This is a genomic window from Paenirhizobium cremeum (assembly GCF_047553425.1).
In the GTDB taxonomy this organism is placed as follows: domain Bacteria; phylum Pseudomonadota; class Alphaproteobacteria; order Rhizobiales; family Rhizobiaceae; genus Allorhizobium; species Allorhizobium cremeum.
Window position 1 is genome coordinate 3,589,664 of record NZ_CP180217.1, and the last position, 22,165, is coordinate 3,611,828.

Annotated in this window: 12 protein-coding genes; 6 read left to right on the forward strand and 6 right to left on the reverse strand. The window is 62.7% G+C overall.

Annotation, left to right across the window (positions count from 1 at the left end):
* Nucleotides 1-102: 102 nt before the first annotated feature.
* Nucleotides 103-3,561 carry a pyruvate carboxylase gene (pyc, locus tag ACLBKR_RS17425; RefSeq protein ID WP_113447446.1) on the forward strand — a complete coding sequence of 1,153 codons (3,459 nt, stop codon included), beginning with the start codon at nucleotides 103-105 and terminating at the stop codon, nucleotides 3,559-3,561.
* Between the two features lie 86 nt (nucleotides 3,562-3,647).
* Here the strand turns inward: pyc and ACLBKR_RS17430 are convergent, their stop codons facing one another.
* From ACLBKR_RS17430 to ACLBKR_RS17455, 6 genes are all read right to left on the reverse strand, one after another.
* Entirely contained in the window at nucleotides 3,648-12,140 is an 8,493-nt protein-coding gene (locus ACLBKR_RS17430; RefSeq protein ID WP_414899806.1) for a GH36-type glycosyl hydrolase domain-containing protein, read from the reverse strand.
* Between the two features lie 291 nt (nucleotides 12,141-12,431).
* A complete protein-coding gene (locus tag ACLBKR_RS17435; protein ID WP_112830488.1) occupies nucleotides 12,432-13,127 on the reverse strand; it encodes a helix-turn-helix domain-containing protein in 696 nt (231 codons plus the stop codon).
* A gap of 94 nt (nucleotides 13,128-13,221) precedes the next feature.
* On the reverse strand, nucleotides 13,222-14,835 hold the full coding sequence (locus ACLBKR_RS17440) for a 5-guanidino-2-oxopentanoate decarboxylase (protein ID WP_113443120.1): 1,614 nt from the start codon (nucleotides 14,833-14,835) through the stop codon (nucleotides 13,222-13,224).
* A complete protein-coding gene (locus ACLBKR_RS17445; protein WP_113447534.1) occupies nucleotides 14,820-16,022 on the reverse strand; it encodes a pyridoxal phosphate-dependent aminotransferase in 1,203 nt (400 codons plus the stop codon). Before ACLBKR_RS17445 ends, ACLBKR_RS17440 begins: the two co-directional genes overlap by 16 nt.
* An 11-nt stretch (nucleotides 16,023-16,033) precedes the next feature.
* Nucleotides 16,034-16,699 carry a TetR family transcriptional regulator C-terminal domain-containing protein gene (locus ACLBKR_RS17450; RefSeq protein WP_113447448.1) on the reverse strand — a complete coding sequence of 222 codons (666 nt, stop codon included), beginning with the start codon at nucleotides 16,697-16,699 and terminating at the stop codon, nucleotides 16,034-16,036.
* Complete coding sequence (locus ACLBKR_RS17455) at nucleotides 16,696-17,574, reverse strand: arginine deiminase family protein (RefSeq protein WP_112830491.1); 879 nt, start codon at nucleotides 17,572-17,574, stop codon at nucleotides 16,696-16,698. The genes ACLBKR_RS17450 and ACLBKR_RS17455 overlap by 4 nt, the downstream gene beginning before the upstream one ends.
* 204 nt (nucleotides 17,575-17,778) lie before the next feature.
* Between ACLBKR_RS17455 and ACLBKR_RS17460 the strand changes: the two genes are divergently transcribed.
* The 5 genes from ACLBKR_RS17460 to ACLBKR_RS17480 all read left to right on the forward strand — a co-directional run bounded on the left by ACLBKR_RS17460 (nucleotide 17,779) and on the right by ACLBKR_RS17480 (nucleotide 22,160).
* Nucleotides 17,779-18,552, forward strand: coding sequence for an ATP-binding cassette domain-containing protein (locus tag ACLBKR_RS17460; RefSeq protein WP_112830492.1), 774 nt, complete (start codon nucleotides 17,779-17,781; stop codon nucleotides 18,550-18,552).
* A gap of 47 nt (nucleotides 18,553-18,599) precedes the next feature.
* Nucleotides 18,600-19,370: a transporter substrate-binding domain-containing protein gene (locus ACLBKR_RS17465; protein ID WP_414901817.1), complete on the forward strand. Its 771-nt coding sequence runs from the start codon at nucleotides 18,600-18,602 to the stop codon at nucleotides 19,368-19,370.
* A 72-nt stretch (nucleotides 19,371-19,442) separates the two neighbouring features.
* A complete protein-coding gene (locus ACLBKR_RS17470) occupies nucleotides 19,443-20,174 on the forward strand; it encodes an ABC transporter permease subunit (RefSeq protein WP_113338138.1) in 732 nt (243 codons plus the stop codon).
* Nucleotides 20,175-20,178: 4 nt separating this feature from the next.
* Complete coding sequence (locus ACLBKR_RS17475) at nucleotides 20,179-20,994, forward strand: ABC transporter permease subunit (protein WP_113338137.1); 816 nt, start codon at nucleotides 20,179-20,181, stop codon at nucleotides 20,992-20,994.
* A gap of 2 nt (nucleotides 20,995-20,996) precedes the next feature.
* On the forward strand, nucleotides 20,997-22,160 hold the full coding sequence (locus tag ACLBKR_RS17480; RefSeq protein WP_244710609.1) for a M20 aminoacylase family protein: 1,164 nt from the start codon (nucleotides 20,997-20,999) through the stop codon (nucleotides 22,158-22,160).
* The last annotated feature ends 5 nt before the right edge of the window (nucleotides 22,161-22,165 follow it).

Below are 22,165 nucleotides of genomic sequence, written 5' to 3' on the forward strand. Positions count from 1 at the left end.
ATTTCCAAGAAACGACGCAGATGGGGCTTGCCCCGGACACCAGGTTATGAAGATATTTCGCAGTTGCAAAAATACCCTGGCCTGTCGTTTGAGGAGACCGATTTGCCCATTTCCAAGATACTTGTCGCCAACCGATCCGAAATTGCCATTCGCGTCTTTCGCGCCGCCAACGAACTCGGCCTGAAAACAGTCGCGATATGGGCGGAGGAAGACAAGCTTTCGCTGCATCGCTTCAAGGCTGACGAAAGTTACCAGATCGGCCGCGGCCCGCATCTTTCCCGCGAACTCGGACCGATCGAAAGCTATCTTTCGATCGAGGAGATCATTCGGGTTGCGAAGCTTTCCGGCGCCGATGCTATCCATCCAGGCTACGGTCTCCTGTCGGAGAGTCCCGAGTTCGTCGACGCCTGCAACGTTGCAGGTATCACTTTCATCGGTCCTCGCGCCGAAACCATGCGGCAATTGGGCAACAAGGTCGCTGCCCGCAATCTGGCGATTTCGGTCGGTGTGCCCGTCGTCCCCGCGACCGATCCGCTGCCGGACGATCCGGCGGAAATTCATCGGCTGGCGGAGGAGATCGGCTATCCCGTGATGCTGAAAGCGTCCTGGGGCGGGGGCGGGCGCGGCATGCGCGCAATCCGTGACCCGAAGGACTTGATCCGCGAGGTGACGGAAGCCAGACGCGAGGCGAAAGCTGCATTCGGCAAGGACGAGGTCTATCTGGAGAAACTCGTCGAGCGGGCGCGGCACGTGGAGAGCCAGGTCCTCGGCGATACTCACGGCAATGTCGTGCATCTGTTCGAGCGCGACTGTTCCATCCAGCGGCGCAATCAGAAGGTCGTCGAGCGCGCACCGGCTCCGTATCTTTCGGAGGCGCAGCGCCAGGAACTGGCCGCCTATTCGCTGAAGATCGCCAAGGCGACGAACTATGTCGGCGCCGGCACCGTCGAGTATCTGATGGATGCGGATACCGGCAAGTTCTACTTCATCGAGGTCAATCCGCGCATTCAGGTCGAGCACACCGTCACCGAAGTGGTGACCGGCATCGACATCGTGAAGGCGCAGATCCACATCCTCGATGGCCACGCGATCGGCACGCCGGGATCGGGCGTACCGAAGCAGGAAGACATCCGGCTGAACGGCCATGCGCTCCAGTGCCGTATCACAACCGAGGATCCGGAGCAGAACTTCATTCCGGACTATGGCCGGATCACAGGCTACCGCTCGGCTTCGGGCTTCGGTATCCGTCTCGACGGCGGCACCGCCTATCCGGGCGCGGTCATTACCCGGTTCTACGATCCGTTGCTGGTCAAGGTGACGGCCTGGGCACCCGATCCGCTCGAAGCCATCCAGCGCATGGACCGCGCGCTTCGTGAGTTCCGTATTCGCGGGGTTGCCACCAACCTCACCTTCCTCGAAGCGATCATCACGCATCCGAAGTTCCGCGACAACAGCTACACCACCCGCTTCATCGACACGACGCCGGAGCTGTTCCAGCAGGTCAAGCGCCAGGACCGCGCCACGAAGCTGCTCACCTATCTTGCGGACGTGACCGTCAATGGCCATCCGGAAGCCAAGGGACGACCGAAACCTCCCGCGGATATCGCAGCACCGGTAGTGCCCTTCATCGAAGGAGATATCCCGGCCGGCACGAAGCAGAAACTCGACGAACTCGGACCCAAAAAATTCGCCGAATGGGTTCGCGCCCAGAAACAGGTGCTGGTCACCGATACCACCATGCGCGACGGTCACCAGTCGCTTCTGGCGACGCGCATGCGCACCTACGATATCGCCCGGGTCGCCGGCACCTATGCCCGGGCGCTTCCGCAGCTCTTCTCCCTGGAATGCTGGGGCGGCGCGACCTTCGACGTTTCCATGCGCTTCCTGACCGAGGACCCCTGGGACCGCCTTGCCCGGATTCGTGAAGATGCTCCGAACCTGCTTTTGCAGATGCTGCTGCGCGGCGCAAACGGCGTCGGCTACAAGAACTATCCCGACAATGTCGTGAAGTATTTTGTACGACAGGCGGCGAAGGGTGGTATCGACGTGTTCCGCGTGTTCGACTGCCTCAACTGGGTCGAGAACATGCGTGTCTCGATGGATGCCATCGCGGAGGAAAACAGGATCTGCGAAGCAGCGATCTGCTATACCGGCGACATTCTGAATTCCGCCCGGCCGAAATACGACCTCAAATACTACACCGCCCTCGCCGCAGAACTGGAACGGGCCGGCGCCCATATGATCGCGGTGAAGGACATGGCGGGCCTGCTGAAGCCCGCCGCTGCCCGTGTGCTCTTCAAGGCCTTGCGCGAGGCGACCGACCTGCCGATCCACTTCCATACGCACGACACCTCCGGCATTGCGGCCGCGACCGTGCTGGCAGCGGTTGAAACGGGTGTCGACGTGGTGGATGCGGCGATGGATGCCCTGTCCGGCAACACCTCGCAGCCCTGCCTCGGCTCCATCGTGGAAGCGCTCAAGGGTTCGGAGCGCGATCCGGGCCTCGATCCGCAATGGATCCGCCGGATCTCCTTCTATTGGGAAGCCGTCCGTAACCAGTATGCGGCCTTCGAAAGCGACCTCAAGGGACCGGCTTCCGAGGTCTACCTGCACGAAATGCCCGGTGGCCAGTTCACCAATCTCAAGGAACAGGCCCGTTCGCTGGGGCTGGAAACGCGCTGGCATCAGGTCGCACAGGCCTATGCCGATGCCAACCAGATGTTCGGCGATATCGTGAAGGTGACGCCGTCCTCCAAGGTGGTCGGCGACATGGCGCTGATGATGGTCAGCCAGGATCTCTCCGTGGCCGACGTCGAAAATCCGGACAAGGACATCGCTTTCCCGGATTCGGTGGTTTCCATGCTGAAGGGTGACCTCGGTCAGCCTCCGGGCGGCTGGCCGGAGGCCCTGCAGAAGAAAGCGCTCAAGGGTGAGAAGCCCTATACGGCAGTTCCGGGCTCGCTGTTGCCGCCGGCCGATCTCGATGCGGAGCGCAAGGCGATCGAGACCAAGCTGGAACGCGCGGTTTCGGACTTTGAATTCGCCTCCTATCTGATGTATCCCAAGGTCTTCACCGACTACGCGCTGGTCGCCGAGACCTATGGCCCGGTGGGCGTTCTGCCGACGCCTGCCTATTTCTACGGGCTGGCGCCGGGCGAGGAACTGCAGCCCGAGATCGAGCGGGGCAAGTCGCTGGTCATTCTGCATCAGGCCAAGAGCGAGCCGGACGAGCAGGCTATGGTGAAGGTGTTCTTCGAGCTGAACGGCCAGCCACGCCTGATCAAGGTCCCGGACCGCAACCGCGCCGCCACCTCGCTAGTACGCCGCAAGGCCGATGTGACCAACGCCGCCCATCTTGGCGCGCCGATGCCGGGTGTCGTATCGACAGTGGCTGTCTCTGCTGGTCAGGCGGTCAAGGTCGGCGACGTGCTGCTTTCCATCGAGGCGATGAAGATGGAAACCGCACTCCATGCGGACCGCGACGGAACCATCTCCGAAGTCCTCGTCAAGGCCGGCGACCAGATCGATGCAAAGGACCTGCTGGTGGTTTTTGCCGGCTGACAGCCGGGCGCAGACACCGTCCTTCAACAAAGAAGAAGCCCGGCTCGTCGAGCCGGGCTTTTGTTTTGTCGAACCTCGAAGTCGGGTTACTTCGTCTTTGCGAGCTTGAAGCCCTTTTCCGGATCGGCAACCTTCTTGCCGTTGATCGTCACGGCATAGGCCGCATCGCCTCTGCGCTCGACCACGATTGCGTAAGCCGTTTCGTCGATCGTTACCGTCGCTTCGAAGGTCTTCCATTCCGGCGGCAGGACCGGACGGACGAACAGGAAATTGCCCTTGCGGCTGATGCCGAGCAGCCCTTCGACAGCGAAACGGTAGAGCCAGCCGGCCGAGCCGGTATACCAGGTCCAGCCACCGCGGCCGAGATAGGCCTCCCCGCCATAGACATCGGCTGCGACGACATAGGGCTCGACGCGGTAGCGCTCGGCGGCCTCCGCATCCCGGGCGTGATTGACCGGGTTGAGGATTTCGAAGCAGCGCCAGGCGTCTGACGCCCGGCCGGCCCTGGCGAGCGCCAGACCGAGCCAGATCGCGGCATGGGTATACTGGCCACCATTTTCGCGCACACCCGGCGGATAGGCCTTGATGTAGCCGGGATCGAGCGGCGACTTGGCAAAGGGCGGCGTGAACAGGCGAACGATGCCCGCTTCTTCATCGACCAGTTCGGAAACGGCCGCGTCGAGCGCCTTGACAGTACGCTCAGGCTTGCCCTGACCGGAAAGCACGCTCCAGGACTGTGCAATCGAGTCGATCCGGCATTCCTGCGAGTCCTTCGAACCGAGCGGCGTGCCGTCGTCGAAGTAGCCGCGACGATAGTAGTCGCCATCCCAGCCGGCAGTCTCCAGAGCTTCGGAAAGCGTTGCAAGATGGGCCGTCCAGCGCGAGACGCGGTCCTTGTCTTCCCGCTCCTCGGCATAGATGAGGAAGGATTTCAGCGTTGCTGCAAGGAACCAGCCGAGCCAGACGCTTTCGCCCTGCCCCTTGGCGCCGACGCGGTTCATGCCATCGTTCCAGTCTCCACCGAGGATCAGCGGCAGGCCGTGCGGACCGGTGCGGGCAACCGCAAGGTCGAGCGCCCGGGCTGCATGTTCGTAGAGATTCGCTTCCTGTTCCGACACGGTTGGCTGGAAGAACGAGTCGTGCTGGTTCACGTCAAGCAGCGGTCCTTCGAGGAAAGCGAGCTTCTCGTCGAGGAAGCTCTTGTCGCCGGTTGCCGTGATGTACTCGTCCACCGCATGGGCAAGCCACACCACGTCGTCAGAGATGTGGGTACGCACGCCAGCGCCCGTCTGGGGCAACCACCAGTGCTGGACATCGCCTTCGAGGAACTGGCGTGCCGCCGCGTTGAGGATCTGGCGGCGGGCAAGTGCGGGCTGGTGCAGCAGGAATGCGAGCGTATCTTGCAGCTGGTCGCGGAAGCCATAGGCACCACTGGCCTGATAGAAGCCGGCGCGGGCGAAGATGCGGCAGGCGAGCGCCTGATAGGGCAGCCAGCGGTTGACGAGGTTGTCGAAGGACTGGTCACCCGTCCTGACCTGCAGCTTGCCGGTGAAGTCGGTCCAGAAGGACTTTGTTGTCGACAGGATCGACTGGAAGTCCTCCTTCCTGATGTCGCCGATCAGCGCGCGGGCGGCGTCCGCCGTTGCTGTCTCGCCGAGCAGGAAGGTCACATCCTTTTCCGCTCCCGCCGGCACTTCGATGTCGAAGGCGATGGCCGCGCAGGGATCGCCCTCGGTATCGATAGAACCAGAGAGGCGCGACTGGCGGGCGAGCGCCTGCGGCATCCGGATCGTGCCATGGCGTCCGATGAACTCCCTCCGGCTCGCGGTGAAGCCGGTCGGCGTTTCAACGCCGGCGAGGAAAGCGATACGGCCAGGATAGTTGATGTCATACGGATTGGTGGCGAAGAGTGCGCCCGTTTCCTCGTCATGGGAGGCGAGAACGAAGGGAGCCGTCTTCTGGGCGTTGTTGCCCAGCACCCATTCCGCATAGCCGTAGACCCGGTAGGTGCGGGCTTCGCTGCCGGTGTTCTTCAGCACCAGACGTGAAAGCTTGACCGGGCGGTTCCTGTCGACCGTCTGGGTCAGTTCCAGTTCGAGACCGTCGTGACGACTGGTGAAGACCGAATAGCCGAGGCCGTGGCGTGTCTCGAAACGGGCGCTGTCGCTGAGGTTCAGCGACTGGAACGGTACATAGGTGTTGCGGCTTTCAAGATCGACCACATAGAAGGCCTCGCCGGGACGGTTCGTCACCGGATCGTTCGACCATGGCGTGACCTGATAGTCGCGCGAGTTCTGGCTCCAGGTGAAGCCGGCGCCTTCGGCGGAGACGTGGAAGCCGAACTGTTCGTTGGCGATCACGTTGATCCACGGCTGCGGCGTGGAGGTCGAGGCGTCGAGGCGCACGACATATTCCGTACCGTCCTTGGTGAAACCGCCGAAGCCGTTCCACATGTCGAGGTCATCGGCCGTTGCGGGTGTCGTTGCGACCGGGGCCGAAGCCGGCGTTGCCGGCAGAAGACCGGCCCATTCGCCTTCGGATCCGTCAGGAATGCGCGGCGTGGCAAACAGCGAGACCGCGCGGTTGATCTGGTCGACGATCTTGCCGTTGCGGGCATGGAAGACGACGCGCGCGGCGGCAAGAAGGGCCTGGGATCCGTTCTCGTCCATAAGGTCATGGCGGACCGTGAAGACGTGCTGGCGGCCTGACACATCCTGCAGGCGGTTGCGCATGTTCTCCGCAATGCGATCCAGCGCATGCTGCATGTCCTGGATGTAGGAGGTCGCACGCTCGTTGACGATGGCGAGGTCGGCGGTGACGCCTCGGCGACGCAGGTATTCGAGACCGCTCAGCGCTTCGCGGGCGATGTCGATATCCATGTCGTCGTTGATGCGCAGCGCAAAGATCGGGAAGTCGCCCGAGATCGCCATCGGCCAGAGCGCCGATTGCGAACGCAGGCCGTTGCGGACCGTTTCCGGGTCTGCACGCAGATGCGGGTCGGGATAGACGAGGTAGCGGCCGAGATGCTGGAAGGCCGCGGCCTGTTGCGAGGTGATGCCGATGTGGCGCAGTTCCACTTGGGCGCGGGTCCAGGCGTGAATGAGTTCGTGGGCGAAGGCATCCGGGTGCCGGTAGCGCTCGATGGCCTTGTCCACCTCTTCGCGACTCGGCGTGGCGATGGTCCAGAAGATCACGCTGACTTTCTTGCCCGAGGGTACGCGCACGACGCGGCGCAGGCTGAGCACCGGATCGAGCGTGAAGCCCTCTGTGCCGGAAAGCGTTGCACCCGGATCGAAGGCGGCCGCCTCCGCGAGGCTGCGGCCGCGGCCGAGGAAACGACGGCGATCCGTCTCGAATTCGGTCGGACGGCCGGGGCCAGCATTGTCGACCACCAGATGGGCGACACAGATGTCCGGATCGCTGGGGCTGCGCTTGTTGCGCTCGGCGCGGATGACGTCGCGACGGCGGCCGAACTCGGTCTTGACGAACATGCGCGAGAACAGCGGATGGGCGTTGTCGGCGTCGTCGAAGCCCAGCACCGGTTCCAGATATGAGGTCACTTCGATGAAGCGGTCTTCCGGGCCGGTGTTGAGGATGGTCAGGCGGCGGCCTTCCGCATCGTGCTCGGTGGCGACGATGCACTCGACGCTCGTCTGGATATCGCCGACCGTCTTGAAGAATTCGGCCTTGTCGTCGCCGAAGATGACCTTGGTCTTTTCGTCCTCGGCGCGGCGCGGCGCGGCGGTCGCTGACCACCACTGGCCGCTTGCCGTGTCGCGCAGGAAGATGAAGGTGCCCCAGCGGTCTTCGGTCGGGTCGGCCTTCCAGCGGGAAACCGACTGGCCGTTCCAGCGAGAATAGCCGGAGCCGGTTGCCGTCAGCATCACCGAGTAATGTCCGTTCGACAGGAAGGCGACTTCACGTTCCTTGTTGGCCGGATCTGTGATGGTGCGGATTTCCGGACGCAACAGGTCGGCCTGTCCCTTGCCGGGGGTCTGGGGCTCGTACTTGGCGCTCATCACCGGGATTTCGCGCGGCGGCTTTTCCTGCAGAAGGAGTTCGGCGGCTTCGATCACCGGATCGGAGTGGAAGAGTTCGCGCAGGCGACCGTTGAAGGCGACGTTGGCGATCGCCGCGATCGACATGCCGTGGTGGTGGGCATAGTAGTTGTAGACCACCGCGCAGGTCTTGCCATCCGGAATACGGGTGGGCGTGAAGTCGACGGCATCGTGGAAGCCGTAGGCGCCGAGCGCGCCGAGCTTGCGCAGGCGTTCCAGGTTCCTGAGGGACTCCTCCGGATAATACTGGCTGGCAAGGATCGAGGCATAGGGCGCAATGACGGCATTCTGCCCGAGGCCGCGCTTGAGGCCGAGCGTCGGTACGCCGAAGTTGGTGTACTGGTAGTTCATCTCGTGGTCGCGGGCATTGAAGGCCGCTTCCGAGATACCCCAGGGGATGTTGAGCCGGCGACCATGGTTCATCTGTTCGACGACAACCAGATTATTGGTCTGGTTCAGAATACCTCCCTGACGCTCCTGCATGACGAGCGGCGGCATCAGATATTCGAACATCGAGCCAGACCAGGAGATCAGCGCCGCACGGGCGCCGATCGGCACCACCTGACGGCCGAGCTTGTACCAGTGTTCGGTCGGAAGGTCGCCCTTCGCCACCGCGAACAGGCTGGTCAGGCGGCATTCGGATGCGAGCAGGTCGTAGCAGGCCTCATCGAGCTCGCGGCTTTCGACGCGGTAGCCGATCGACAGCAGGCGGCGCTCCGGCCGGTAGAGGAAGCTGAAGTCCATCGAGAAGGCGAGGTCACGGGCACGGTCTCGCAGAACGCAGAGACGCTGGCGCAGCGGGTCGATGTTCGACAGGTCGAAAGACGAGTCGGCGATATGCGCCTCGCAGACGCCGACCAGCGATTCCGTCCAGCGGGTGACTTCGGCACTCTGTTCCGAGCGGACCTCGTGATGCAGGTTGGCGGCAAGCTTCTGGATGTCGCGGGCGAGCACGGCGAGATTGGCGATGCGGATCGAGGCAAATTCCCGTTCGCGCTTGATCGAGGCAAGGCCGGTCTTGAAGCCGAGGATACGTTCTTCCAGGCGTCGGCGCAGCGGACGCACCGTCTTGCGGTCGTCAGGCAGTTCCTTCAGCGTCTCATAGAGGATGCCGCAGACATCGCCGATGCCGTCCAGATTGCCCTGCAGATGGGCGGAAGGGGCTTCGCCCCATTCGCGGCAGGCCGACGAAATCGCGATCAGGTGGCCGGCGAGGTTACCGCTGTCGACGGCGGAGATGTAGCGCGGACCGAGCGTCTTCAGCGTATCGGTGTGATACCAGTTGAAGAGATGGCCACGGAACTTGTCCATCCGCTCCACCGTCGAAATCGTCTGTTCGAGACGCTCGATGGTCTGCTCGAAGCTCAGCCAGCCGAAGTGCCGCGCCGACACCGTGGAAAGCAGATAGACGCCGATATTCGTCGGTGAGGTGCGGTGCGCGACGATCGGCTCCGGCTCCTCCTGGTAGTTGTCCGGCGGCAGGTAGTTGTCTCCGGCGGTCACGAAGGTCTCGTAGAAACGCCAGGTGCGGCGGGCGATCTTGCGCAGTTCGACGGTGACCTGTTCGGGAACTTCCAGGCTGTCTTCGGTTTCCGCCGACTGGCTGACATACCAGGCGACGAGCGGAGAAAAGACCCAGAGCACGACGAAGGGCAGGCCGGTCAGGTAGCCGTAGTCGCCCGACAGCGATGCGGCGAGAACCGCCAGCACGGCCAGAACCGGCGCGTGCCGCATCGAGCGGTAATAGGAAGCGATATCACCCTGGGCGACCGACTGCACGCTTGCGGCGGTCCGCCATTCCAAAAGCAGCCTGCGGCTCACCAGCATGCGGTAGAGCGACCGGATGATGGCGTCGGCCATCATGTAGGCGGTATCGGCAATGAAGACGATACGCAGCGCGACCTGGGCGTTGACCGAGCGGACTTCGGACCACAGGGTCTGGAAGTGCGCAGCCGGCACGATGTCGGTCTGGCGCGGGATGAGGCCGGAAAGCAGCGAAATGGTGGGAGCGACGAAAAGGCTGAAGATCAGCACCAGCTGCCAGACCATGGCACCCATCGGCCCCATGGTGGCCCAACCGAGCACGGAGGCGATGAACCAGGCGATCGGGGTTAGCGAGCGGCGCAGGTTGTCGACCATCTTCCAGCGGCCGAGCGCCGTGATGCCGCGGGCAGGATCGAGGATATAAGGCAGAAGCTGCCAGTCGCCACGACCCCAGCGATGCTGACGTGAGATTTCCACCTCGTATCGGGTCGGAAAATCCTCCACCAGCTCCACATCGGTCACCAGCGCGCAACGGGCGAAGGAGCCTTCCAGAAGGTCGTGGCTGAGAACGGTGTTTTCGTCGATACGTCCCTTGATCGACGTCTCGAAGGCATCGACGTCGTAGAGGCCCTTTCCGGTAAAGGTGCCTTCGCCGGTGATGTCCTGATAGACGTCCGAAACGGTGAAGACGTAGGGATCGAGGCCGCGGTTGATCGAGAAGATTCGCTGGAAGACCGAGGCGTCCTCACCGGTAGTGAGCGAAGGCGTTACGCGCGGCTGAAGGAGGCCATAGCCGCTGACGACCCGACCGCTCTTCGGATCGTGGACCGGGCGGTTAATCGGATGATGCAGCTTGCCGACCAGCTTGGTGACGGCGTCGCGCATCAGGCGCGTGTCGGCATCGAGCGTCATCACGTATTTCACGTCTTCGGGCACCATGTTGGCGCCCGGCAGATAGGATGTGTCGCGATCGCCGCGCAGCAGCAGGTTCATCTCGTGCAGTTTGCCGCGCTTGCGTTCCCAGCCCATCCAGCAGCCTTCGGCCGGATTGTAGAGCCGGCGGCGATGCAGCAGATAAAACAGCGTCCTTCCCACATGGGCATAGCGGGCGTTCAGCTCCGCCACTTCCTGCTTGGCATATTCGAGGACCTCTAGGTCTGCGGGGCTTTCCTCCACGGGACTGTCCCGCCAGTCGCTCAGCAGTGCGAAATAGATCTCGCCATGCGGATTGGTGAGGTAGTGGACCTCGAGATTGCGGATGAGTTCGTCGACATCGTCGCGCTTGGCGATCAGGCAGGGCACCGCGACAAGAGTACGCGCATCGGCTGGAATTCCAGCCTTGAACTCGTAGCCGGTAAGCCGCGACGGCTTGACCATCAGGGTCACAAGCGTGTTGAACAGGCCGGTAGCGCCCTCGGAGGCCGGAAGCGAGAACATCGCCAGCAGGATGAGGATGAGCGGCGTGGACAGGCCCGCCTGAGCGAGGAAATAGCCGACAAGCGCCAGCGCTGCGATCGTCAGGCCGATGACGGGCACGGCAATGGCAAGCCAGTTCAGCCGCTTGATGCCGTCGGCGAGACGGCGCCACAGCGGCACGCGATAGTCGATCGCCTGTTCGAGCAATGGACGCCGGGTGCCGACGAGATAGCTGCCGACATCGGGAGCGGCGCCGGCTTCGCCCGAGCGCGTAGCGGCAAGCGCGAGATCGATCGCCACCTGGGCGATTTCGATTTCCGACTTTTCGGAACGGCGGGCAAGCTTTTCGATGGTGTTGCGATAGGCGTTGCGCGAACCGAAGTCGAGCTGACGGTAGTCTGTGTGCTGGCTGAGAACCTTGTCGACCAGACAGACGTCTTCCACCCAGACCGACCATTCCTTGTCGTCGATCTCCCGCAGTCCCTTGACGATATTGCCGGTGGTCACGTTACCGGAGGACAGGCGGTTCTGCTCGGCGGTCATCGCCTCTTCGGCGCTGCGACCCGCCTGTTCCAGTCGCTGCTCCTGCCAGCTGACGGCAAAGCTCGTGTCCTGGGAACCGTTGCGCAGACGGTAGAGGAACTGCGTGGCGAAGGTATTGTCTTCTGCCAGCTGCTCGATCTGCTTCAGGATGTCCGCCGAGGCGTCGGCGTCGTTGATGCGAATGATCTCGTCGGCGACCTCGTTGGCCTTGCGGCGCATGCGCCGCGAGCGGTCGACGCGGGTGGAGATACGCCGCAGGTTTTCGATCAGCACGAAACGAACGATGGAGGGCAGCGCCCAGAGTTCGCCGATTTCCAGCACCTGATGCTTCTGGAAGCCTTCGACGAGCGCCGTCATGCTTTCCATCGACACGGTCGAATGGGTATGGGCGACATAGAGCCAGGCCAGCGCCATGGTGCGCGGGATCTCGCGGTTGCCGATTTTCATCGTCGGAAGCTGGCGGTAGAAACGCCGCGGGAAGTCACGCCGGACTTCCTGGATCGCCTCCTCGATGATGTAGTGATTGTCGAGCAGCCATTCGGCAGCAGGCGTGATGGTTGCGCCGGCCTCGACATCCGCCGCCGTCGCGCGATAGACGCGCAGGATTTCCCGTTCGTTTTCCTTGTGCCGGGCAAAGAAATCGAAATCGATCAGGCCCGGTAACTCGCTTGCGCCATCCCGCGCGAGCGCTTCGGCGCTTTCACGCAGCTCGTCGATCGTGAAATAGGCGGCCCGGATCGAGTCATTGTGATCGATCTGTCTGGATTCAAAGTCGCGCGACGGAACATGCGGAGTCATGGGAAGACTTAATTTCTCGGGTTCTGGGTTTAGAAGGCGTTCGTCAGGGTTTGTCTCGACCACTGCCGTCCTTCGGCGCCTCGCTTTGCACAAATCCGGCCGGTCGTTCAATCATCCGAACTCAAAAAGCCGGTTTGCGCAGCGATGCCGATCAGAAAACTGGTCTAGGCGGAAATCTTTCGTGCCTTCGCTGGGAAAATTGGCTTTTTTATGCCGTATTTCAAAGCCGTAGCCAAGGGGTATTACATCGAGAGCCTTGGCCCGGCCCATGGGACGCGACGCCGGAAAGCGTCACGGATTTTCAGGACGGTCGGGATAGCAGATGATCGACAGGAAGCGGATCGGCAGGCGTACCAGCACTTCCGGCCCGTGGCGGGCATCGGCGTCGAAGAACAGGCTGTCGCCGGGAAGCATAGTGTAGAGCCTGTCGCCGTGACGGTATTTCACCTCGCCTTCCAGCATGTAGATAAATTCCATGCCGGCGTGCTGGAAAGCGGGGAAAACGTCGGAATCTGCGGTCAGGGTGATGAGATAGGGCTCCACCTGCACGCCGTTGCCACTCGTCGGGATGTGACCGAGCAGGTTGTACTGATGGCCGGCACGGGTGCCGCGGCGCTCGATCTCCACGCCTTCACCCGCCTTGACGAAGACGGCATTGCGCGGCTCCTCGAAACGGCGGAAGAAGGTGGTGACCGGCACTCCGAGTGCCCGCGCCAGCGATTGCAGCGTGGTGAGCGAGGGCGAGGTATTGCCGTTTTCGATCTTCGACAGCATGCCGAGCGATATGCCGGTCGCGGCGGCCAGGTCGGAGCCGGTGATACCGAGCTTCTTGCGGAAGGCCCTGACCTCGTGACCGATCGCGATTTCCAGATTGTTTTCCTTGGGATCGCGCACGGCATGCGGGTCCTGCCGCAGCGGCGCCCGCAAAGGCTCGTTATCCGCCTCGGTCTTGTGCTGTCTCTTCCGTTCCGGTGTTCTGTCGGTCATCGTCTTCTCCCCACCGGCCGACTGATAGTCTCTGGGCAGGGGCCATGGCAATCAGACATTTTGCTGATCGCCGCCGATAGTCGCCATGCGGGTATCAATCGAGCATGCCGGCGGTCTTCCGTTCATGAATTTCTATCAGCGCAAGGCCGCCATTGTCCCGGGCTTTGCGCAGAGCCGCAGGAAGATCATCGACATGCCCGAGCCGTTCCGCGGAGATACCGTAGGCCTCCGCGATCTTCGGGAAATCCGGCGCCGAAGGTTTCACGCCTTCCGGCACGATACCCTGCTCGATCATATAGGTCTCAATCTCCCGGTAGCCGTCATTGTTCCAGACAAGAAAGATGACACGGACGCCGGCATCCCTGGCGGAGCCGAGTTCGGCAAGCGAAAACTGCAGGCCGCCGTCGCCCGTCAGGCAGACGATCTGCGTTTCCGGTTCGGCGAGACTTGCACCGACCGATGCCGGCGCGGCATAGCCAAGCGCGCCGTAGCCGGTCGCCGAATTGAACCAGCCATGCGGGCGGCCCGCTTCGAAATAGAGATTGCCGGCATAGACGGCCTGGGTGGAATCGCCGACGATGATCGCGCCCTGAAGCGTATCCCGGATGGTCTCCAGGATGGAGATTTCGGCGCGCATTTTGTCCGTCAGTTCGGCATGGGCCGCGGTTCTCGCAGCGGCGGCACGCCCTCTTCCGCCGGAAGATGTCTTCTCCTCGCCGATCTCCGTCAGAAGATCCTCGACCAGCGTGCCGACGTCCGACAGGATCGACAGGACGGCCCGTGGGCCCCGTGCGAGCTGCATGGCGTCGATATCGACGCGAACGAGATTGTCGAGTTCCGGAAAACCGTCATCGGCAAACATGCCGTAGTCGGTCTGCCCCATCTGGGTGCCGAGCGCCAGCACGAGGTCAGCCTCGGCGACAAGCTTTCTCATGGCCTTGAGGCTCGGGCTTGCCGGCACCGACAGGGGATGCCCCGAAAGCATGCCGCGGGCGTTCACGGTGCTAACAACAGGCGCATCGAGCCGTTCGGCAAGCGTTGCGACCGCCTTTGCCGCATCAACCGCGCCGCCGCCCAGAAGAATGACCGGATTTCGGGCGCGTTCGCAGCGTTCCGCCAGATCGAGCACGCTGGCAAGATCGGCGCGGGGCAAGAAGGCCGGACTTTGAAGAAGCCTCGGCAGAGGGATCTCCATCGACATGACGTCGATCGGGATTTCGATATGAACCGGTCCCGGGCGGCCGGAACGCAGGATGGTGAAGGCTCTCGCCATCACCGCAGGCAGATCGGCCGGATCGAGAAGGGTGTGACTCATCAGCGTGAAGGAAGCCATCATCGCATGCTGGTCAGGCAGTTCATGCAGCCGGCCGCGTCCGTGGCCGAGGCTCGACCGCGCATTGACGCCGGAGATAACGAGGAGCGGCACGGAATCCTGCTGGGCCTGCGCCATGGCGGTTATCGCATTGGTAAGGCCGGGGCCGGTAATCAGCAGACAGACGCCCGGTTTTCCGCTGACGCGGGCATAGCCGTCAGCCATGAAACCTGCACCCTGTTCGTGGCGAGGGGTGATATGGCGGATGTTGGAAGCGGCAAGCCCGCGATAGAGTTCGACGGTGTGGACGCCCGGAATGCCGAAGACGGTATCGACGCCATTGGCTTCCAGAATATCGATCAGCGCTTCTCCGACTGTCTTCATTTCGCCGCCCATTTCTGTTCATCCTCCCGCTCGATCAGTTCCGTCGCCAGTTCGGCCATGCGTCCGGTGGCTTCCTCGAGCTTTTCGTCATCGACGGTGAGCGACACCCGGATGAAACCTTCCGCCTGCTTGCCGAAGGAGCCGCCCGGCATGACGGCGACGTTCTTCTCGTCCAGGAGGCGGTGAGCAAACTCTAGGCCAGTGAGCCCGGTCGCGCTGACGTCGATCACGATGAACATTCCGCCTTCTGGCATCATCGGCTGCAGCGGTCCGTTGCCGGCAAGGCCTTCGGCCACAAGTCGCGCGCGGCGTGCATAATTGCCTCGCATGACGGCGGAGGTGTCGAAGGGTTCGGAGAGCGCCATTGCCGTCATGTCGGCGATGAAGGGCTGGACGCCGAACAGCATGGTTTCCGAAACCGGCAGCAGGCGATCACAGAATTCGACGGGACCGGCGGCCCACCCGCTGCGGAAACCGGGGGCTGCGTGGGACTTGGAGATCGAGGAGACGACGACGGTCCGTTCCGCCAGATCCGGCTGGTCGAAGGGCGAGGCGAAGGGTTTGTCGAAGATCAGTTCTTCGTAAACCTCGTCGCAGACGATCCAGAGATCGTGATCGCGACAGACCTTGCCGATGGCGGCGATCTCGTCCGCCGACAGAACGGCGCCGGTCGGATTGTGCGGCGTATTGAGAAGCAACACGCGCGAGCGGGGCGTAATCGCCCGGCCAAGATCGTCCGGCTGCAGATGGAAGTGGTGTTCCGGCCGAAGCGGAACGGGCGCCATGCGCGCGCCGCTTGAGGCGATGACGCCTTCGTACGTTGCGTAAAAGGGGTCGCCGACCAGCACCTCGTCGCCCGGTTCGAGCAGACCGAGCATGACCGTGAAGAGAGCGGTCTGGGTGCCCGGGAAGCAGAGAATGTTGCGCTCGGTAACTTCAGGACGGCGTTTTGCGTATTTTCCCGCCAGTGCCTTCACCACGCTCGGCTCGCCGCGACCGTTCGAATAGCGGGTGCGGCCCGCATACATGGCGCGGGCACATTCGGCGAGCAGGGCCGGATCTGGTGCCACGTCCGGCTCGCCGATCGTCAGTTCGATGACGGGAATGCCCTTCGCGGCCTTGCGACGGGCCTCGATATGAACGGCCCATTTTCCCGAACCAAGGTGAGCAAGCCGCTCGGTGATGGAGGCGTAACGCATGGGTGTTCCGATCATTTTTCGTTGGTGCCGGCATCTGGCCCGGTAAGGCGCAGGCCACCGAGCAAGGCCTCGACCGATTCCAGAGCGATACGCGGCAGAGCATGGTCGTCAAAAAGATCCTGGGCAAGCGAACCCTCGAGCCAGAGACCGTCGATCAGGCCGTTGATGGCAATGGCCAGCTTGCGGCTTTCGCCCGATGCCGGCGTGCGGCCGCATTCGGCGAGAAAGTCGGAGATAAGTTCTTCCAGCGCATCGCGGAAGATCAGGTAGTTCTCGCGGTGGATGCGGGCGAATTCCGAATCGACGCGGATGTGGCTGATGAACCCGGCCCAAAGCGAGAGCGTGCGCGGATCGGTGACCGGCGGACTGACATTGGCGATGATGAAATCATGCAGTCTGAGGCGCGCGCTCTTCACGTTGCCGCCATCCTCGGCCCCGGCTGCGCTGATCGCCGTCGTGGTCATCGATGCCATGGTCTCGCGATAGGCGGCCTGCAGCATCTGATCCTTGCTGGCGAAGTAATGGCGGATCAGGCCGCCAGTGACGCCGGCGCGGGCCGCGATCTCGCGTACGGTCGCGCCCTCCAGTCCCTTCTCCGAAATGCAGTCCAGCGTTGCCCTAATCAGGTCCTGCCGCCGCTCCGCCTCCCCGGCGCGATGGAAGACCCGCCGGCTCATGACGCCAGTCTCAATATCGGCCGGGTCAGGCAGGTGGGACCGCCTTCGCAGGCGATGCAGAGCGCGTCGGCGGCAAAGGTCTGTACCTCGCAGCCGGCTGCCTCCATGGCGGCGCGGGTTCCGGGGAAACCTTCCACCATGATGACCTTGCGCGGCGAGGTCGGCAGGACGTTGAGGTTCAGGCCGTTGCTGGCGGCAAACTCCTCTTCTGGGGCAAGGACAAGCCGGATGCCCTTTTCCTTCAAGAGGAAATAGAAGGCGGCCGGCAGCAGCGGCGCATGGACGAGCGCCAGATCCTTGGCGAGCGGGCTGATGACCGACATGAGGTGCAGGCAGGCTTCCTCGCCCTGCCAGAGCGGCAGGTCGAAGCCGAGAACCGTGATACCATGAGGTGCCAGCATCGCCGTCATCTGCTCGATGCCGGCCTGGTTGGAGCGCACACCGCGGCCGATCGCAAGCGTTGTTGCGTCCACCCAGACACAGTCGCCCCCTTCGATCGTGCCGGGGGCTTCGATGCGTCCGAGAATCGGAATGCCGGCCTTGCTATAGACTGCCTCGTGCAGTTCCGGTTCGCGCTGGCGCAGCGGCTTGCCCATGTTGAGGATGATGGCGCCGTGATCTGTCATCAGCGAGGGATCGTGGGTGAACATGGCGTCCGCCAAACCGTCGCCGCGGTCCTCTAGCCACAGGATTTCAGCCCCGGCGCCTGCCACCAGATCGGCAAAATGCCCGTATTGCTGGACGGCTCTCGCGCCGTCGAAGGTCGGCCCGTAATGCCAGACGGAGGGATCGGCATCCCTGAGGCTCGCACCCGGCCGGCGCATCACCACCCTCAAGAGTTTCCCCGACATGTCCTGAGAGCCGTAATTCTTCATGCGCCCTTCCCGATCCCACGGCCTGGCATGTCTGACCGCACTGCAAACTGATTTACTTATACGCTTGAATAATTACTGCACAAGTGCAAAACTCCCGGGCAATCCACCGGGCGGGATCCAGCGTCGCACCGGGCAGACAAGAAGCTGGCGGGAACAGTGGCAACCATCTTGCCGGGGCTTTGCCTCCGGGCATTGGCGGTATTCATGACGGTATCGGCGCAAGCCATTGACGTGCAGGATCTGCACAAGCGGTTCGGTCCGCTCGAGGTCCTGAAGGGTGTTTCGCTATCGGCAAGGCAGGGCGACGTGATCGCCATCATCGGCGGCAGCGGCTCGGGAAAATCCACCTTCCTCAGATGCATCAACATGCTGGAACTGCCGAGCGCGGGCTCGGTGACGATCCATGGCGAGACGATCGCCATGAAGAAGGACGGTCATGGCGGCCTGATGCCGGCGGACCGCAGGCAGGTGCAGCGCATCCGCAGCCGGCTCGGCATGGTGTTCCAGAACTTCAATCTCTGGCAGCACATGACGGTGCTGCAGAATGTCATCGAGGTGCCGGTGCATGTCCTGGGCATGCGCAAGGACGAAGCGGTCGCCATCGCCGAAACGCTGCTCAGGCGGGTCGGTCTTTACGAGAAGCGGGACGCCTATCCGGCCTTCCTTTCCGGCGGGCAGCAGCAGCGTGCCGCTATCGCCCGGGCGCTGGCCATCCAACCGCTAGTCATGCTGTTCGACGAGCCGACCTCGGCGCTCGATCCGGAGCTTGTCGGCGAGGTTCTCTCCGTCATCGGCGATCTCGCCCGGGAAAAGCGCACGATGATCCTCGTCACCCATGAAATGAAGTTCGCCCGCGAGGTTTCCAACCATGTGGTCTTTCTCGCCAACGGCGTGATCGAGGAACAGGGACCGCCGGAACAGCTGTTCGGCGCACCGAAATCCGAACGGCTCAAGAAATTCATCAGCTCAATCCATTGAGACTTCATCAAACCTAAAAACAACAGGGGAACATAATGAAGAATGCAATGAAGATCGCCCTTATCGCACTGGCCATCGGCGGAGCGGCCTTTGGCAACGCGGCCGCCGAACAGGTCAAGGTCGGCTTCGCCGCCGAGCCCTATCCGCCCTTCGCATCGCCGGATGCTGCCGGCAAATGGGTCGGCTGGGAGGTCGATTTCATGGAGGCCATCTGCGCCGAGGCCAAGCTCGACTGCGTCATCACTCCGGTCGCCTGGGACGGCATCATTCCGGCATTGACCTCGAAGAAGATCGATATGATCGTCGGCTCGATGTCGATCACGGAGGAACGCCTGAAGACCATCGACTTCTCCGACAAATACTACAACACGCCGACCGGCATTGTCGGGCCGAAGAGCGAAAAGTTCGAAGCGACGCCCGAAGGGCTTGCCGGCAAGATCCTCGGTGTACAGGTTTCGACCGTCCACGCCGATTACGCTCACAAGTATTTCGGCGACAAGGCATCGGAAATCAAGGAATACCAGACCCAGGACGAGGCAAACCAGGACCTCGCCGCCGGCCGTCTCGATGCCGTTCAGGCCGATGCCATCGCGCTCGACGCCTTCCTGAAGTCCGAAGCCGGCGCTACCTGCTGTGAGCTCAAGGGCAATGTGAAGGACGATCCGGCCATCCTCGGAGCGGGCGTTGGCGTCGGCCTGCGCAAGGGCGAAACCGAGCTGAAGGACAAGGTCAACGCTGCGATCAAGGCGATCCGTGCCAACGGCACCTACGACACCTTCTCGAAGAAGTATTTCGACTTCGACATCTACGGCGGTTGACCGTTTCCCCGGACATGCGGCGGGCTCCGTCGCATGCCCTCTCTGGCCTTCTGACAATCGAGGCGTTTCAAGATGGCGGCAGCGTCCGGCAGCCTTTTCGACTTGGGTCTTCTGGCGCTTTCGCCGCCGGGCTGGGGTGGCGTGCTTCTGCAAGGCTTCGCACAATCACTGCAACTTGCGATGGGTGGCTACGGGCTTGGCATCCTGATCGGGATCGGCGGAGCCTTCGGCAAGCTTTATGGCGGGCCTATCCTTCGTGACCTCCTGGAGGTCTATACCACCGTCATTAGGGCCGTACCGGAACTGGTCCTGATCCTTCTCCTCTATTATGCCGGTACGGACGCGGTGAACGCGCTGCTTTCGCTGGCCGGTCTGCCGACGGTCGATATCAGCGGACTTGTTGCCGGTATCTTCGTCATCGGCGTGGTGCAGGGGGCCTATTCGACCGAGGTGCTGCGCGGCGCGATCAAGGCCGTGCCGCCGGGCCAGATCGAGGCGGCGCGGGCCTATGGCATGTCGCCGATCAAGGTGATGACCCGCGTCACGCTTCCCGCCATGCTGCCCTTTGCCATTCCAGGGCTTGCCAACCTCTGGCTGATCGCCACCAAGGACACGGCTCTGCTCGCTGTCGTCGGCTTCAGCGAGCTGACGCTGGTGACGCGGCAGGCGGCCGGGACAACCAAGGCCTACATGCTGTTCTTCTGCGCGGCCGGCGTTCTCTACCTGCTGCTGACGCTGGTCTCCAACGTAGTGATCGGGATCATCGAGCGCCGGGCGCGGCGCGGAATTGCGGAGCCGGTGTAACCACATGACCGAGACCGTCTCCGAAATGCCCGCCTACCAGCCGCCACGAGCACGGCACCTGTTCGAGCCGCACCGGCTATTCATGATGGCGGTTTTTGCGGCAATCGTCCTTTGCGCCGCTTGGTTCATGCGCTGGGACTGGTTGCCGAAATACCAGTGGCGTCTTGTCGCCGGCGTCTGGCAGACATTGCTGCTGCTGGTTTCGACCGCCTTTTTCGGATTTCTGCTGGCGGTTCCGATCGGGCTCGTGCAGGTCACGGGTCCGAAACTGCTGGCCTGGCCGGCCAAAATATTCTGCACGATCATTCGCGGCACGCCGCTGCTGCTGCAGCTCTGGCTGCTCTATTACGGTCTCGGCTCGCTCTTCGCCCAGTATCCCGAGATCCGTTCGTCCTTTCTCTGGCCCTATCTCCGGCAGGCATGGCCCTATGGTTTTGCGGCGCTGATGCTGTCCTTTGCGGCCTACGAGGGCGAGGTGATGCGCGGCGCGTTTGCCGGGGTTCCGAAGGGTGAGCTCGAAGCAGCGCGTGCCTTCGGCATGAGCCGGCTAACGATGTTTCGCCGAATCTGGCTGCCACGGGCGATCCATCGGGCGCTTCCCACCCTGACCGGCGAAACCGTGCTGCAGCTCAAATCCACACCGCTTGTCGCCACCATCACGGTGGTCGATGTCTATGCCGTGATATCGAAAGTCAGGCAGGAGACTTATCTCACCTACGAACCGCTGCTATTGCTGGCGCTGATCTACCTCTGCCTGACCGGTCTTCTGGTCATGGCATTCCGCTTTCTCGAAAACCGCATTCCAAACCGTGGTGCATGACGATGACGATACAATTCTCGAACTACATGGCCGATGTGCTGGCGACCCGTCACCATCTCCACCAGTATCCGGAGATCGGCCTTTCCGAGTTCGATACATCGGATTACGTGGCAAAGCAGCTCGAGGCGCTTGGTTACGAGGTGCATCGCGGGCTGGCGAAAACCGGCGTCGTGGCGACCCTCAGAAACGGGACGAGCACGAAGAGCATCGGCATCCGCGCGGATTTCGATGCCCTGCCGATCCTCGAGGAGACGGGCGCGGCCTATGCCAGCAAGAACCCCGGTGTCATGCATGCCTGCGGTCACGACGGACATACCGCCATGCTGCTCGGCGCCGCGCGCATCCTTGCCGAGCGCCGCAATTTCGATGGCGTCGTGCATCTGATCTTCCAGCCGGCCGAGGAGAATTTCGGCGGCGCCAGGATCATGATGGAGGACGGCCTGTTCGAGAAATTTCCCTGCGATGCCGTATTCGCGCTGCATAACGACCCGACCATTCCCTTCGGCAAGTTCGCCCTGCGCGAAGGGCCGATCATGGCGGCGGTCGACGAATGCGTCATCACGGTCAACGGCCGCGGCGGCCATGGCGCGGAGCCACAGGATACCGCCGACCCGATTGTCTGCGGCGCCTCGATCATCATGGCTTTACAGACCGTCGTCTCGCGCAACATCCACCCCATCGATCCGAGCGTCATTACGGTCGGGGCCTTTCATGCGGGTGCGGCGAGCAACGTCATTCCCGAACGGGCGGAAATGAAGCTTTCCATCCGCTCCTTCGACCCTAAGGTGCGCGACCAACTCGAGGAGCGCATCCGCACCATTGCCGAGGGACAGGCCGCCAGCTACGGCATGAGCGTCACGCTCGACTACCAACGCGGCTACAACGCCACGATCAATCACAAGGCGGAAACCGACTTCATCCGCGCGCTCGCCATCGATTTTGCCGGCGCCGACAAGGTCTACGACATGGACCGGCCGACCATGGGCAGCGAGGATTTCGCCTACATGCTGGAGAAGCGGCCGGGCTGCTATTTCTTCCTCGGCACGCAGCGCACGCCCAACGACCCGCCGCTGCACCATCCACGTTACGACTTCAACGACGACATCCTGCCGGTCGGCACCAGCTTCTGGGTCGAACTGACGGAGAAGTGGCTGGCTGCGAAGTAGCGGCA